This window comes from Methylobacterium sp. Leaf125 (assembly GCF_001423085.1).
Taxonomy (GTDB): Bacteria; Pseudomonadota; Alphaproteobacteria; order Rhizobiales; family Beijerinckiaceae; genus Methylobacterium.
Genome location: NZ_LMNU01000004.1, coordinates 217,546 through 231,629, shown reverse-complemented (window position 1 = coordinate 231,629; position 14,084 = coordinate 217,546). Strand labels below are relative to the sequence as shown.

Annotated in this window: 11 protein-coding genes and 1 tRNA gene; 7 read left to right on the top strand and 5 right to left on the bottom strand. The window is 67.5% G+C overall.

Going from position 1 to position 14,084, the window contains the following annotated elements; all coding sequences use genetic code 11:
• Positions 1 to 116 precede the first annotated feature (116 nt).
• Positions 117 to 193: transfer RNA gene (locus tag ASF58_RS08100), tRNA-Met, on the top strand.
• Between the two features lie 155 nt (positions 194 to 348).
• On the opposite strand, the gene ASF58_RS08095 is transcribed toward ASF58_RS08100, so the two are convergent.
• The gene (locus ASF58_RS08095) at positions 349 to 1,182 is read right to left on the bottom strand and encodes a 3-keto-5-aminohexanoate cleavage protein (RefSeq protein ID WP_055950049.1); all 834 of its coding nucleotides are present in this window, start codon (positions 1,180 to 1,182) and stop codon (positions 349 to 351) included.
• Between the two features lie 141 nt (positions 1,183 to 1,323).
• Here ASF58_RS08095 and aroQ point away from each other — a divergent pair, with 141 nt between their 5' ends.
• Positions 1,324 to 1,788, top strand: coding sequence for a type II 3-dehydroquinate dehydratase (gene aroQ, locus ASF58_RS08090; protein WP_055950047.1), 465 nt, complete (start codon positions 1,324 to 1,326; stop codon positions 1,786 to 1,788).
• Here the strand turns inward: aroQ and ASF58_RS08085 are convergent.
• The 4 genes from ASF58_RS08085 to ASF58_RS08070 form a co-directional block, all read right to left on the bottom strand.
• Complete coding sequence (locus tag ASF58_RS08085) at positions 1,785 to 2,777, bottom strand: DUF808 domain-containing protein (RefSeq protein ID WP_055950045.1); 993 nt, start codon at positions 2,775 to 2,777, stop codon at positions 1,785 to 1,787. The genes aroQ and ASF58_RS08085 overlap by 4 nt on opposite strands.
• Before the next feature lie 364 nt (positions 2,778 to 3,141).
• The gene (locus tag ASF58_RS08080) at positions 3,142 to 5,124 is read right to left on the bottom strand and encodes an AAA family ATPase (protein WP_162242035.1); all 1,983 of its coding nucleotides are present in this window, start codon (positions 5,122 to 5,124) and stop codon (positions 3,142 to 3,144) included.
• 20 nt (positions 5,125 to 5,144) lie between these two features.
• Positions 5,145 to 5,591, bottom strand: a complete 447-nt coding sequence (locus ASF58_RS08075; protein WP_055950039.1) for a hypothetical protein — start codon at positions 5,589 to 5,591, stop codon at positions 5,145 to 5,147.
• Positions 5,592 to 5,606: 15 nt separating this feature from the next.
• A complete protein-coding gene (locus ASF58_RS08070) occupies positions 5,607 to 5,924 on the bottom strand; it encodes a hypothetical protein (RefSeq protein WP_156375583.1) in 318 nt (105 codons plus the stop codon).
• A 1,344-nt stretch (positions 5,925 to 7,268) separates the two neighbouring features.
• On the opposite strand from ASF58_RS08070, the gene ASF58_RS08065 reads away from it, so the two are divergent.
• From ASF58_RS08065 to ASF58_RS27005, 5 genes are all read left to right on the top strand, one after another.
• The gene (locus ASF58_RS08065) at positions 7,269 to 7,745 is read left to right on the top strand and encodes a hypothetical protein (RefSeq protein ID WP_055950035.1); all 477 of its coding nucleotides are present in this window, start codon (positions 7,269 to 7,271) and stop codon (positions 7,743 to 7,745) included.
• 185 nt (positions 7,746 to 7,930) lie between these two features.
• On the top strand, positions 7,931 to 8,230 hold the full coding sequence (locus ASF58_RS08060; protein WP_055950032.1) for a hypothetical protein: 300 nt from the start codon (positions 7,931 to 7,933) through the stop codon (positions 8,228 to 8,230).
• Positions 8,227 to 9,474, top strand: a complete 1,248-nt coding sequence (locus ASF58_RS24830; protein ID WP_082512918.1) for a hypothetical protein — start codon at positions 8,227 to 8,229, stop codon at positions 9,472 to 9,474. Before ASF58_RS08060 ends, ASF58_RS24830 begins: the two co-directional genes overlap by 4 nt.
• Positions 9,475 to 9,611: 137 nt before the next feature.
• A complete protein-coding gene (locus ASF58_RS08045) occupies positions 9,612 to 9,827 on the top strand; it encodes a type II toxin-antitoxin system ParD family antitoxin (protein WP_348271573.1) in 216 nt (71 codons plus the stop codon).
• 6 nt (positions 9,828 to 9,833) lie between these two features.
• Complete coding sequence (locus ASF58_RS27005; RefSeq protein ID WP_082512917.1) at positions 9,834 to 14,072, top strand: GAF domain-containing protein; 4,239 nt, start codon at positions 9,834 to 9,836, stop codon at positions 14,070 to 14,072.
• Positions 14,073 to 14,084: the final 12 nt, after the last annotated feature.

Below are 14,084 nucleotides of genomic sequence, written 5' to 3'. Positions count from 1 at the left end.
ACGCACCAGCGCCCATGGTACTGTGTCTCAAGACACGGGAGAGTCGGTCGCCGCCAGACCTGCACAGAACAAGTGACGCTCACACCGAGCCATTCCCTCCAAACGATCCAAGGTGGCGCGGGGTGGAGCAGCCCGGTAGCTCGTCAGGCTCATAACCTGAAGGTCACAGGTTCAAATCCTGTCCCCGCAACCAAACCCAAACGCCAAGAGGCCCGTCGCACAACACACGCGACGGGCCTCTCGGCGTTCTAGGNACCTGAAGGTCACAGGTTCAAATCCTGTCCCCGCAACCAAACCCAAACGCCAAGAGGCCCGTCGCACAACACACGCGACGGGCCTCTCGGCGTTCTAGGCCTGCGCCAGGCCCAGGATCGCACGGGCTTCCGCCGGCGTGGCGATGCCGCGGCCGTGCCGCCGCACCGTCTCCGCCGCCAGGGCGACGAGTTCGGCATTTCCGCTGGCGAGGCGTTCCCGGGTGATCCGGATGTTGTCCTCGAGGCCGGTTCGTACCGCCTGCGCGCCCCGGGCGAGTGCCCAGTCCATCACCTCCGCCTGGTGCCGCCCGATCCCGGCCGCCGTCCAGGTCGCCCGGGGCAGGATGCGGCGCATCTCGCCGAGCATCAGGTCGAGGAGGTGCGGGTCCGCCGGCATGGCGTTCTTCACCCCCATGACGAACTGCACGTGGGCCCGGTCATCGATCAGCCCGGCCTCCACGAGGCGCAGGGCGCCGTGGAGATGCGACAGGTCGAAGATCTCGATCTCGGGGCGCACGCCGAACTGCTTCATCTGACCCGCAAGGTCCGTCACCAGGGTTGCGTGGTTCTCGTAGACGATGGTCGGGAAGTTCACCGACCCCGTGGACAGTGAGGCCATGTCGGGACGATGCTGCAGGGACAGGCCTCGGCTCGCGGGGTCGCGCCCGCGTCCGCCGGTGGAGAACTGAACCACCATGCCGGGGCAGTGCCGGCGCAAGCCCGCCTGGACGGCGGCAAAGCGATCGGGGTCCGAGGACGGGGTCTCGTCGTCGTTGCGCACGTGGATATGGGCGAGGGTGGCCCCGGCCTCGTAGGCGGCCTGCGTCGAGGCGATCTGCTCGGCCACCGTGACCGGCAGCGCCGGATTGTCGGATTTGCGGGGCACCGAGCCGGTGATCGCGACGGCGATGACGACGGGCTCGTTCATGAGACTTCCTCCTATGCGGATATGGCGGCGGACACCCCTCCCCGCCCGGCATGGCCCGCATTGGCCGCGACCGCAAGCGCGGCGCCCTAGGCGCGACAGGACCCTTTCCGGGCCCGCCCACCCGCCTTAAGACTGGCGCCCATGAACGACACGATCCTGATCCTGAACGGCCCGAACCTCAATCTGCTCGGCCAGCGCGAGCCCCACATCTACGGGCACGCGACGCTGGCGGACGTGGAGGCCCGGTGCCGGACCCTGGCCGCGGACTTCGGTCTCGCCGTCGCCTTTCACCAGAGCAATGCCGAGCACCAGCTCATCGACTGGATCCAGGCCTATCGGGTGGGCTCGGCCGGGATCGTGATCAATCCGGGCGCCTACACGCACACCTCGATCGCCATCCTCGATGCCCTGAACGCCTGCGAGGTGCCGATCATCGAGTGCCACATCTCGAACGTGCATCGGCGCGAGGCCTTCCGCCAACATTCCTACGTCTCGCTCGCCGCGACCGCCGTGATGGCGGGCTTCGGCACACACGGCTACGAACTCGCCGTCCGGCACATCGCCCACCTGCGCGGCGCTCCCGAGACCTCGGGCGGGCTGACTTAGACGGCCCTGGTCCGCAGCCGGGCCAGGCTGTTCCAGGCCGGCGCCAGGACGAAGCTCGTCACCGGGATCAGGGCTGCGCCGATCACGAGACCGACGAGGCCGGAGCCCGCCGCGGTGACGAGCCATTCGACCGTTCCGGCGAGAGGACCTGCGACGCCCGCCGCCCCGGCCGCCGCGGCGTGGATGGCGTGGCCGATCTGGGGCAGGCCGTAGCCCTCGAGGCCGTGCACCAGGATGCCGCCGCCGACCCAGATCATCGCCGCGGTGCCGACGATGGCCAGGATCTTGAGAAAGCCCGGCATGCCCTTGACCAGGGCGCGGCCGACACCGCGCACGAGGCTGCCGAAGGCCGAGCGCGACCCGTTGGCGGCCATCGCGACCCCGGCATCGTCCGCCTTCACGATCAGGGCGACGCCGCCATAGACCGTGATCGTGATCCCCACTGCGACGACGGCCAGGACCGTCGCCTTCATCCAGAGGGAGCCCTCGGGCAGGGCCGCGAGGGTGATCGCCATGATCTCGGCCGAGAGGATGAAGTCCGTCTTGATCGCGCTCGAGACCTTCCGGTCCTCCAGGGCCCGGGCGTCGCCGGCGGCCTCGTCGCGCTTCGCCTCGTGGGCATGGGCCTTATGCGGGAACAGGGCCTCGTAGACCTTCTCGGTGCCCTCGTAGGAGAGATAGGCGCCGCCGAGCATCAGCAGGGGCGTGATCGCCCAGGGCGCGAAGGCGCCGAGCGCCAGGGCGGCGGGCAGCAGGAACAGCAGCTTGTTGCGCAGGGACCCCAGGGCGATGCGGCCGACGATGGGCAATTCGCGCTCGGCGGCGAAGCCCACCACGTAGCGGGGCGTCACGGCGGCATCGTCGATGACGACGCCGGCCGCCTTCACACCGGCGCGGCCTGCCTGGGCCGCGACATCGTCGAGGGAGGCCGCCGCCACCTTGGCGAGTCCCGCGACGTCATCCAGAAGCGCGATCAGTCCGATGCTCACGGGAACCCCTGCCTGCCGGGCCGCAGCCCTGCGCGCGGAAGGTCGCGGCGAGCTTGGCCTTTACAGGAGACGAACGAGGCGGCGATTTGATCCCGGAGCCGTGCCGATGACCGTCGGGACTTGGAGTCCCGCTCGGTCATCGGCCCTGGCGCCGCCCCTAGAACGGTTCTGTGCGGTTCAAAACGCCACTGTGTGTGTTAGTGCCTTGGGCAGCCTGGACAATCGACGGCCTGTCGCAGGCGCGAACGTCGTCTACAGTCAGATTTTTCGATCGATGGCACATCGGACGCGAACGCCAATCCAAAGGTTCATGTTTGAGGTAGGCGTTCGGAGCCAGCCCATCAAGGTCTCGGGCTACGATGCGTCAGACGCCCCGATTGAAACCGGTCTCGCGACGGTCGGCGGCAGCCGACTGCAGCACCGCTTGCGAGAGGATGGTCTTGCGCCCGATCAGCACGACGCGCTCCGCAGCCCTCGTGAGCGCGGTATAGACCAGCGAGCGGTCAAGAATACGTGACGAGCATACAGGCACGACCGCCGTGCGAAACTGCGAGCCCTGCGCCTTGTGAACGGTGATCGCGTACGCGAGGGCAACGTCATCGAGGGCAGCACCTGTGAACGTGTGACGTTCGCCGTCGAAATCGACCGTGAGGATCCCGTCATCGACTCCCACGACTTCGCCCAGGCTGCCGTTGCGGAGGTCCCGTTTGTAATCGTTTCGCCCGAAAATCACGGGCTCGCCAAGGGCGAAAGCATGATCCCGGAGGCGCGGCTGGCCGCGGGATAGCTGACGATGGAACTCCTCGTTCAGCGAGACCGTGCCCGCCGAGCCTGCTTTCACCGGCGAGAGGATACGCAGGTCGTCCCTAAAACCGCCCAGGGCCGCCACGGCGCATACGACATCGTCGCATGTCGGCTCACGTGAGGTGGCCACGAGGACGACGCCATGCCCTCGACCGATCTCAGACGGCAAGCGCGGAAGATGCCCCTCGCGTACGGCCGCGGCTACGACGGGGATGCCGGAACTCTCAGCCTGCCGGTAGATCCGCGTCAGGCGGACCTTGGGCACCTCCTCCATGGTCGCGAAAGCGTGCAACGTGAGGCCGAACCCAATCGGGCCAAGCTGTGCCTCGTCGCCCACGAGCAGTAGCCGGCACTCCTCCGGTAGGTGGCGCAAAAGGCGGTAGAGCGTCGGTAGGTCGACCATCGAGCTTTCGTCGATCACGACGAGGCTCTCGGGACCGAGGGCCACCTTGCCTGCCTCGCAAGCCTTGAGGAAGGCGGCGATCGTGGAGGATGGACGTCCGGTAGCCTCTCGCATCCGCACCGCGGCACGACCGGCCAGGGCCATTAGATGGACGACCCGGCCGAAGGATTCGCATGCCTCGCAGACCATTTTGAGGACCGTCGTCTTGCCGACCCCTGCTCCGCCTAGAACCAAACCAACACGCCCCTGCACGGCGAGCTGCACGGCCGCGCGCTGTTCGTCGTTGAGCTCCACGCCGGCGGCAAGGCGCGTGCGGTCGAGCCATCCCTCCAACTCTTCGTCGCCGACATCACGGGCAACCAGGTCGCCGATCGGGGGACCGGACGCCATCGACAGGATTCGCGCCATGACGTAGCGCTCCATCATCATGGCGCCGGCCGGCTGCCAACCGTCGGAGAGAGCTACCGCAGCACCTGCCGCGGATGCGAGTGCCAGCGCCCGCTCAGCGGCTTCCGGCGGGAAGCCAAGGATGCCTTCCAGCGCGCCCAGCAGGTCATCCTGCGAAATCCATGTGTGCTGGTCCTGAAGCCGGGCGTAGAGGACGGCCTCGACCGCCGCCACAAGACGAGCCGGCGCATCCTCCGGAACCCCAAGACGCCTGGCCGTAGCGTCGACCAACGGCCATGGGGCCAGCGCCATCAGCGCGTAGGGGTGCTCCCGGATCCGCGTGGCACCCTCTGCCCCCCAGAGCCGTACGATCCTGCCGGCAAGGCGCACGTCGAGCCGGTTCTCGACGAGCCAGACGACGATGTCGTTCCTAGCCAGGTCCTCAAGCCAGGCGGCGACGAGCGTTGAGGCAGCTCGATCACCGACGACCGGGATGAAGGGGGTCGGATCCCCTTGGGCCAGCAGGCGCGGAAGGTTCTTGCCGAACGCATCCACCAAACGCGCAGCCTTGGCATAGCCGATTCCCTCGAACGCGGCCGTCTCGGCAAGATGCCGGATGAGCGTTGCGTCCGCTGTCTCGGGACCCGCAAACCTCTTCCTATCCGATGCCGGCGGTGGCGAAGGGGCAAGCGGGATTGCCGGCTCACGAGAGGTCTCCCTCACATTCGCTGGATCCGTGGGGGTGCCATCCACGGATTGGCTCCCAGGGACGATCACTCTTCACTCTCTCCGAGCGACCGGGGAAGTGACGAGACCCATCGGCCCGTGTCCGCCATGTGTTCCTCGACGTGACGAACGCGGCGAAGGCGTTCGCGTAAGCCAACGACTTCCGCCCGTAGGGAAGCGTTTTCCTGCTCCAGCTTGTGAATGCGGCGGTCGCGCTGGTCGGTGGGGCGAACCGGAGGCTTATCATCCTCGGCTTCGGCGACCTCACGGTCCAAGCCGAGCTCGGCTTCGGCCTGCGCGAGCATCTCCTTGGCGACCGAATTCTTGTAGAGCACCTGCCGATCGAAGCCGCAGGACAGCGCAACCGCACTGACGTTCACACGCCCCTGCCTTACGGGGAGGCTCATCTGCTGGGCTGCCAAACCATCGAGGTAGGCCTTCAGACGTCTGACATTTTCCGCGCCGGCTGCGGCACCTGAGAGTATGTCCTCCATCGCTCGATTTGGCTCTCAGATGCTCTTGCGGTCAATCGGCGGCAGGGCCTTCTCCAGCTCCTCGGGCTTCAGGCCGCGGACGGCGGCATTCCGCAGCATGACGAGGAAACGCTCCTCGTAGGCGCTGAGAAGATCCTTGAGCCGGGCGATCTCTACATCCCGCTCCTGAATATCCCGTTTCAAAATGACGATGGCCGGGTCCCGGGGCACCTTCGCCTTACCCGAACCCAGCTCGCGCTTCCGTTTGTCGTAGGCTTCCGAGATCCTAGCGTTGCCGGCAAGCGACTGGCGCGTCCAGCCCCCTCGCTCCCTGCGCGCGATGTCCTCCGTCAAGGCTTCCCATGTCATCGGTTGTAAGGACCAGGACCGGATGACCTCGCAGACACGTCCGATCGCAGCGTCGTCCAGGCGCCGTCTTGGGCCTGTCCGCGGGGCCGGTGCGCCCTTGCTTCCTTTCGGGATCTGGGGCTTCCGCGCCATCCGTGCCGTTCTCACCAAGGGGACGTTTGAGCCGCCTGCGTGCTGATAGTCGCAATCCCTGGACGGCGGCAATGATCGGCCCGCGCGAACCTTGGTCAGGTTCACGTGGGCGACATGCTTACAGCGGGCGGCATCCGGCATCTTCAGCGTCGCTCCGCTAGTTAGTTGCGGGATCGACAGTGGTGCGTCGCTTTCCAGTCGGGCGTCGCTTTGCCCTTGGCGGCTCCTCCGCGCTTGCGGCCCGATTCTTCACCCGCTTTCGCGATGGGGTGCATTCGGGTGCTGACGTCACCGTCAGCGTGGACGCCGCTGCGTCGTCGAAATCTTCGACGACCGCTGCAGGATTTTCCTGGGTTCCGTCGAGATCCCCAAGCCTAGGAAGATCCATCTCCCCCTCGGCTCCCGTTTCGTTTCTCGGGTCCACGGGCGGGAGCCCTGGGGATGCCGCCGCAGGCGGCGTCCTCTGGAGGGTATCCGAAAGGATGCCCTCCATGGCTGGCTTAACGTCTTCTCCGCTTCCCTCGACCTTCGACTTGTCATGCGCGGGACCGGCGGTATCGGGCGAATTGCCGGTCGGGATCGGTCCCGCCGGGACCGTGGCTCTCGTCGTCCCAGGTTGGATTGCCTTCACCTTCACGGGCGACGGGACGGGCGGGGCATTATTCCATCCGAAATAACGGGCGATCGCGTTGAGCATCGGTGCACCTCCTTGCGTGGAGGTCCAGTGTTCCTGGTCATCCCGATGCCTCAAAATCCGACGGGATCCGAGTATCCGGACTGGCCATGGAGGTAATCCCACCTTCCGCACGGCAGACCGGGATCTGACCGCAATCGGGCGCGAATCGGTCGGTTTCGCCGAACGGATCGGGACCGTTGGCGGATAGCCGCGCGTGGCGCTCGCGGCCGTTCACATTCGGCGTGCGAACGCCCCGGCAGCACGTTCCACCTTCGCTATCGGCCCATCCGATAGGTGGAACCCAAAATTATAGTTGGCATCCCACTTGGAACAAATCGTGAACGTGCTCTCATTAACGCCAAGCTGGATTCGCCCGGCCGATTTGGAGCATCGCGATGTCACGCCCGTCCGAGAGGCTTCCTCAAGCCGGACGTCCGCATCCGGATCCGACCGCAGGGGGCGGCCAGACGCCGACAGCGGTCCCACCGCGGACCGGGCCTGCGCCCGGCCGATCGAGCAGCATGTTGTCGTTGGCGACGGCCACCCGTGACTACGCGCGCTTCGTCGAAAACATGACCTTCGACCGACTGCCGCTCTCAATCCTCGCGCGTATCAGCGAGCCGATGGGCCCCGAGATCTGGGCCTGGCAGTACGCGCTGCGTCTGACGCGGGGATCACCGTGGCGGGCCCGGCCCTTGATCGATGAACGTGTTGAGCGGGCCCTGGCCACACGCTCGATGATCGAGGGCATCGAGACATGGACCAGGGCGATGGCGGTGCTCGACGAGCGCGTCGAGCAGGCCCGCGTCTATGGCTGGCCGATGCCCCAGCCACTCGCTGTCCCGGACGAGATCCGCGCCGCCCTCCAGGCACGCGATGCAGCGGCCCTTGAGCGGATTCGGCGCAGGCGCGGCCGTACCGGCGAGGGTGAGACCGGCACTGCTGCGGTCCCGGACGATGCCGTCCATCGCCCCCCCTTTCCTGGTCGCCCGGCCTGAAGTCCCCGATCGGGGACGAATGCAACACGTTGGACGAGACGATGACTTCCCCCAGACTTTTCCCTTCCCAGAGACCTGTTCCGCCCTCCGAAAGTCGGCCCGTCGCAACCGCCCCCGGGAGGCTCGAAGGCGGGCAGCGACCGGCCAGGCGGCCACCCGGCCTGCCTCTGCGTTTCGTGACGCGGATGTCCGGCGAGCTCGGTAGCGCGATCGCCGAACACGCGCGTCGCGAGGGCATCACCGCGGGATCGTGGGTGAGGCGGGTGCTGCTGGAACGCGTTGCGATGATCTCGGCGGTCGACGCCCGAAGCGGCAGGCCCGTTCGTCGCCCGGACGAGGATGCCGCCGCGATCTCGGCCGCCGTCCGCGAACTCGCCGCCGTCAACGCGGCCCTATCAATGGCGGACGTCGCCGCCGCGCGGCAGAGTTTGACGACCGTGCGGGAGATATTGATCCCCCTCGTCATCAGGCGAGCCGCTCGATGATCTCGGGGGCGACGCGCGGGCAGGGCCTTGGCAATGCCTTGGCCAAACACCTGCTGAACGCAGAGAACGACGAAGTGTCGGTCATCCCGGCCCGTGGGCTCGGGAGCGCGACACTGGCCGGGCAGATCCAGGAGTTGGTGGCGGGGTCGCTTGGCGGCCGCACCGACAGACCGATCTATCACGTCCACATCGATCCCGATCCGGGGATCTCCGACAACCCTTCGGCCCGGGCGAGGTGGTGGGCGTTGTTCGAAAATGAATTCGACCTGGCCGGGCAAGCGTATTGCGGCGTCGAGCACCTCAAGTCGGGCAGGCTCCACGAGCACCGCGTCTACGGCCTCGTTAAGCCGTCCGGGAAGGTCGTCGACCTGGCCTGGGATTTCGCCCGCCGGGAGAAGTGCAGCCGCATCGTCGAGCACGAATTTGGGCTATCCCCGGTCGCGTCGAAGCATGCCAGATCAGTCCTGAGCCGTTTGCGGGCCGAGGGCCGTGCCGACGTCGCGGCTTGGCTGGAAGCCTCGGGCACGACGGCGTCGGAGAGGCCGATCGCCCCGCTGACGCCGCAGGAGCGCCTGATCCAGGATCGTACCGGGATCAGCCTCGACGACCTGCGGCGGGCGGCCCTGGTGGCCTGGCGGGCAAGCGATGATGCCGCCTCGTTCGTGGCCGCCCTGAACGCCTCGGGGCTCGACCTGCGAGAGGGGCGGGTCGGCGCCGTCATAGTCGATGCAGCCGGCACGGCCCATCTCGCTACACGGCTTCTGGGAGCGGCTGCACGGCGTCTCGAAGGGACCCGTATCCCGGCGGCCGTCGTGCGCGCACGCCTGGCCGGATTCGAACCTAAGGAAGCACGACATGGAAGCCGAGATCGTACGACGCCTCGACCGGCAGGACCACGTGCTGAGGGCCATCTTGGCGGCGCTGGCGCCACCGGAAGCCGAGACGGAGGGGTCGAGCTTCGACGACCTGGTGGAAATCCTAGCCGACCTGACCGTGGCGGTGGCGGACGTGACGGCCGCGATCCAGGCGCTGCGCTCGGACGGCTCCAGGCGCTTCCAGCCGGTCGAACCGTGATCCTGCACCGGCGTCTGTCCCGCCTCGACATCACGCTCCCGCGGTACGCTGCGGATGTCGGACGCGCACGATCCGCGGCACACCGGCTGGAGGCCGAACGCGCATACGAAAACCGCCGGGCATGGCTGTTGTTCGGCCTGCGGGATATCTGGGGCTTGCCGCTGACCTGACATCGTGTTTGGCCGGTACTCTTGACCGTCCGGGATCGACCCTGCTCGGTCCACCAGCCCGTCCGCAGCAGGGGGGACGCCGTAACGGAAACGTGTCGCCTGCCGCATTTAACAAGGGTTGATAGCCTCTGGCGGCCATGCCACATCGCGGCATGTCCAGCACACCCACGCGTTGCGTATCACTGACTTCGGAGTTGGAGACCTACCTTCGGGCACAGGTCGCCTCGGGGCGCTACGCCAGCGCCAGCGAGGTCGTGCGCTCGGCCCTACGGCAAATGATCGACCGCGAGGGCACCATCCTCGTGCCCCGCCCCGAGGTAGTGGGACCGAAGGCCGGGCAGAAGCAGGCCTGACGCGAGATGGCAACCAACCCGAACGCGGTGACCGACACCGCCCGCCTCGCCGCGCTTGCCGCGCACGACATCCTCGACACCCTGCCAGAGCAAGGTTTCGACGATGTCGTGCGTCTCGCGACCCGCCTCTGCGCCACGCCGGTCGCCCTCGTCAGCCTGGTGGCGATCGACCGGCAGTGGTTCAAGGCCAACGTCGGCTTCCCCCATTGCGAGACCGACCTCGACAGTTCGGTCTGCAAGTTCGCCCTCGTCGAGCCCGACCTTCTCGTCATCCCGGACCTGACCGCCGATCCGCGGACCATGGTCAACCCACTGGTCACGGGCGAGCCGCACATCCGCTTCTATGCGGGCGCGCCCCTCCGCACCCTCGAAGGACACGTGCTGGGCTCGTTGTGCGTCATCGACACCGTGCCTCGGCCGGATGGACTGACCCTGGAGCAGGCCGACGACCTCAGGGCGCTCGGACGCCAGGTGGCGAACCTGCTGGAGATGCGCCGCGCCGTCGAAGGCCGTGACCAGGTCCTGGAACGGCAGCGGGCCGAGCTGCGGCAGGCCCGGCGCATCGAGGTCCTGGCCAAGGCCTCGCAGGCCCTGCTGACCGCCGCCGATCCCGCCGCCGTCCTCGATCCCATCCTGTCCGCGAGTGCGGGCACCCTCGGGTTCGACCGCAGCTACATCTACGACATCTGGCAGGACGGCCGGCACCTGCGCCTCACCCACTCGCTCAACGCGACCGATGAGGTGCAGGCTTTCCTCCATCGGATGCCCTACGGCGCACCGCTCTGCGGCATCGTCGCCGAGCGGGGTCGGCCGCTGTTGCTAACCGATGTGCAGAACAGCGAGGAGCCCGCCTACCAGACCGCCCGCGGCATCGGGTTGAACGCCTACGCCGGCTTCCCGATCACGAGCCGCGGCGGCCTGCGCGGCGTGATCTCCTTCGCGTCGACCCAGGTGCCCTCGTTCGACGCCGACGCGCTCACCTTCTTCGAGACGCTCGCCCGCCTTATGTCGGCGGTCTACGAGCGGCTCGACGGCGAGAAGGCCCTGCGCGAGAGCGAGGTGCGTTATCGGACCCTGTTCGAGAACATCGACGCCGGCTTCTGCATCTGCGAGGTGAGGTTCGATGGGGACGGACGTGCCGTCGACCATCGCGTGCTGTCGGCGAACCCCGCCTTCGCGAAGCACACCGGCCTGACGGACGCCGTAGGGCGCTGGGCCAACGAGATCGCACCAGGCATCGAGCAGCACTGGCACGACGCCTACGGGCAGGTCGTCAGGACGAAGCTGCCGATGCGGTTCGAGGGCGAGGCGGTGCCGCTCGGGCGCTGGTACGACGCCCATCTCTTCCCGGCCGGCGATGACCGCGTGGCGATGCTCATCGCCGACATCACCGAGCGTCGACAGGCACAGGACGCCCTGCGCGAGAGCGAGGCGCTGGCTCGGGAGAACGTCGAGCGCGTGCAACTCGCGCTCGCGGCCGGCGCCATCATCGGCACCTGGCATTGGGACCTGCCCTCCGACCGCTTCACCGTCGACGAGGGCTTCGCCCGGTCCTTCGGTCTCGACCCCGCCCTTGGACGTACGGGCATCCCCCTCGCCCAGATCGTGGCGACGGTGCATCCCGATGACCAGGCGGGTTTGGCCGCCGCCATCGAGGAGGTGATCGCACGCGGCGGCGCCTACGCCCACCAGTACCGGGTGCGCCGAGCCGACGGACGCTACTACTGGATCGAGGCGAACGGACGTGTCGATCTTGCCCCGGACGGCACGGGGCTGACCTTCCCGGGCGTGCTGATCGACATCGAGCGGCGCCGCATGGAGGGCATGCTGATCGAGCTGTCCGAGAGGCTGCGCACGCTGGACTCGCCGCAGGCGATGGCCCTCGCGGCGGCCGAGACGGTCGGCCACGCGCTCAGCCTCTCGCGCGCAGCCTACGGCGACGTGGACGAGCCGGGCGAGCACATCGTCATCGCACGGGACTGGCTCGCGACCGGCCAACGCAGCGCGGCCGGATCCCACAGCTTCGCCGACTACGGCACCTTCAGCGAAGCGCTGCGGCGCGGCGAGGATGTCGTGGTCGCGGACGTCGCCGAGGACCCCCGCACCGCCGGCCAGGTCGATAGCTTCCGAGGACTCGACATCGGGTCCCTGGCCAACCTGCCGCTGATGGAGGGCGGCCATCTCAAGGTCGTGTTCTGCCTCCACCGCGACCGTGCCCAGGAGTGGTCCGCCGAGGAGTTGGCCTTCGCCCGTCGGGTGATGGACCGCACCGAGGTCGAGATCGCGCGGCGCTCGGTCTCGAAGCAGCTCCGGGAGAGCGAGACGCGCTACCGCACCCTGTTCGAGAGCATCGACGTCGGATTCTGCATCGTCGAGATGAAGTTCGACGATGCGGATCGAGCGGTCGACTACCGCATCGTGGAAGCCAATCCGGCCTTCGAACGGCAGACCGGCACCAAGGTCGCCGGTCTTTGGGTCAGCGAGTTCGCCCCGGACCTGGAGCGGCATTGGTTCGACACCTACGGGCGCGTCGCGCTCACGGGCGAACCGGCGCACTTCGAGAACAAGGCGGACGTGTTCGGGCGCTGGTTCGACGTGCGGGCGTTGCGTATCGGTGATCCGGCCGACCACCGCGTCGCGATCTTCTTCAGCGACATCAACGACCGCAAGGGCATGGAGGAAGCGCTCCGTCGGTTGAACGACACGCTCGAACAGCAGGTCCAGAAGCGCACGCAGGAACGCGATCGGCTCTGGAGCAACACGCAGGACATCCAGGTCATCGTCGACGGCAAGGGTGTCTTCCAGGCCGTCAATCCGGCCTTCACCGCGATCCTCGGTTGGACATCCGAGGATGCGGTCGGCAAACCCCTGTTCGAGTTCCTCATCCCGGACGACGAAGGCTTGACCGACCGTGCGCTCCAGCATGCCCGCGTCCAGAGCCTGCCGGTCATCGAGAACCGTTACCGCCACAAGGACGGGGGCTTCCGCTGGATCTCGTGGGTGGCTGCGCCCGATGGTGACCTGATCTACGCGAGCGGCCGACACATCACGGCGGAGAAGGAGCAGGCCGAGGCCCTGCTTACGACCGAGGAGGCCCTGCGTCAGTCGCAAAAGATGGAGGCGGTGGGCCAGCTGACCGGCGGCTTGGCCCACGACTTCAACAACCTGCTCGCAGGGATTTCCGGCTCGCTGGAGCTGATGCAGAAGCGCATCGACCAGGGACGGTTCACGGATGTCGATCGGTACATGACGGTGGCGCAGGGGGCGGCCAAGCGGGCCGCGGCGCTCACCCACCGCCTGCTTGCGTTCTCGCGCCGGCAGACGCTCGATCCGAAGCCCACGAACGTCAACCGGCTCATCACCGGCATGGAGGAGCTCGTCCGACGTACTGTGGGACCCCAGATCCACATGGAGGTGGTCGGAGCGGCAGGGATATGGCCCGCACTGATCGACCCGGGCCAGCTTGAGAACGCGCTCCTGAACCTCTGCATCAACGCCCGCGACGCGATGCCGGAAGGCGGGCGCATCACGATCGAGACGGCGAACAAATGGCTCGACGATACCGGCGCACGCCAGCACGACATGGCACCGGGCCAGTACCTCAGCGTTTGCGTGACCGACACCGGGACCGGCATGTCGCCGAGCCTCATCGCGAAGGTGTTCGAGCCGTTCTTCACGACGAAGCCGCTCGGGCAGGGCACGGGGCTCGGCCTCTCGATGGTCTACGGCTTCGCCAAGCAGTCGGGCGGGCAGGTTCGGATCTACTCCGAGGTCGGGGAGGGCTCGACAATATGCCTGTACCTGCCGCGTCACTACGGGGAGACCGACGAGGACGATCTCGCGCAGAAGATCGACGAGGCCTCGCGCGCCGAGCAGGGCGAGACGGTGCTGATCGTCGACGACGAGCCGTCGGTGCGCATGCTGGTCACCGAGGTGCTTGAGGATCTCGGCTACACCGCGATCGAGGCGGGAGACAGCGCCGCGGGGCTGAAGGTGCTCCAGTCCGACGTGCGGATCGATCTGCTCGTCACGGATGTGGGCCTGCCCGGCGGGATGAACGGCCGTCAGATGGCCGACGCGGGCCGTGAACGGCGTCCCGGCCTGAAGGTGCTGTTCATCACGGGTTACGCGGAAAACAGCGTCATCACCAATGGGCACCTCGACCCCAGCATGCAGGTGCTGACAAAGCCTTTTGCGATGGACGCCCTGGCCTTGAGGATCAAGGATCTGATCCGGACACCTTGACCACGGTGACGA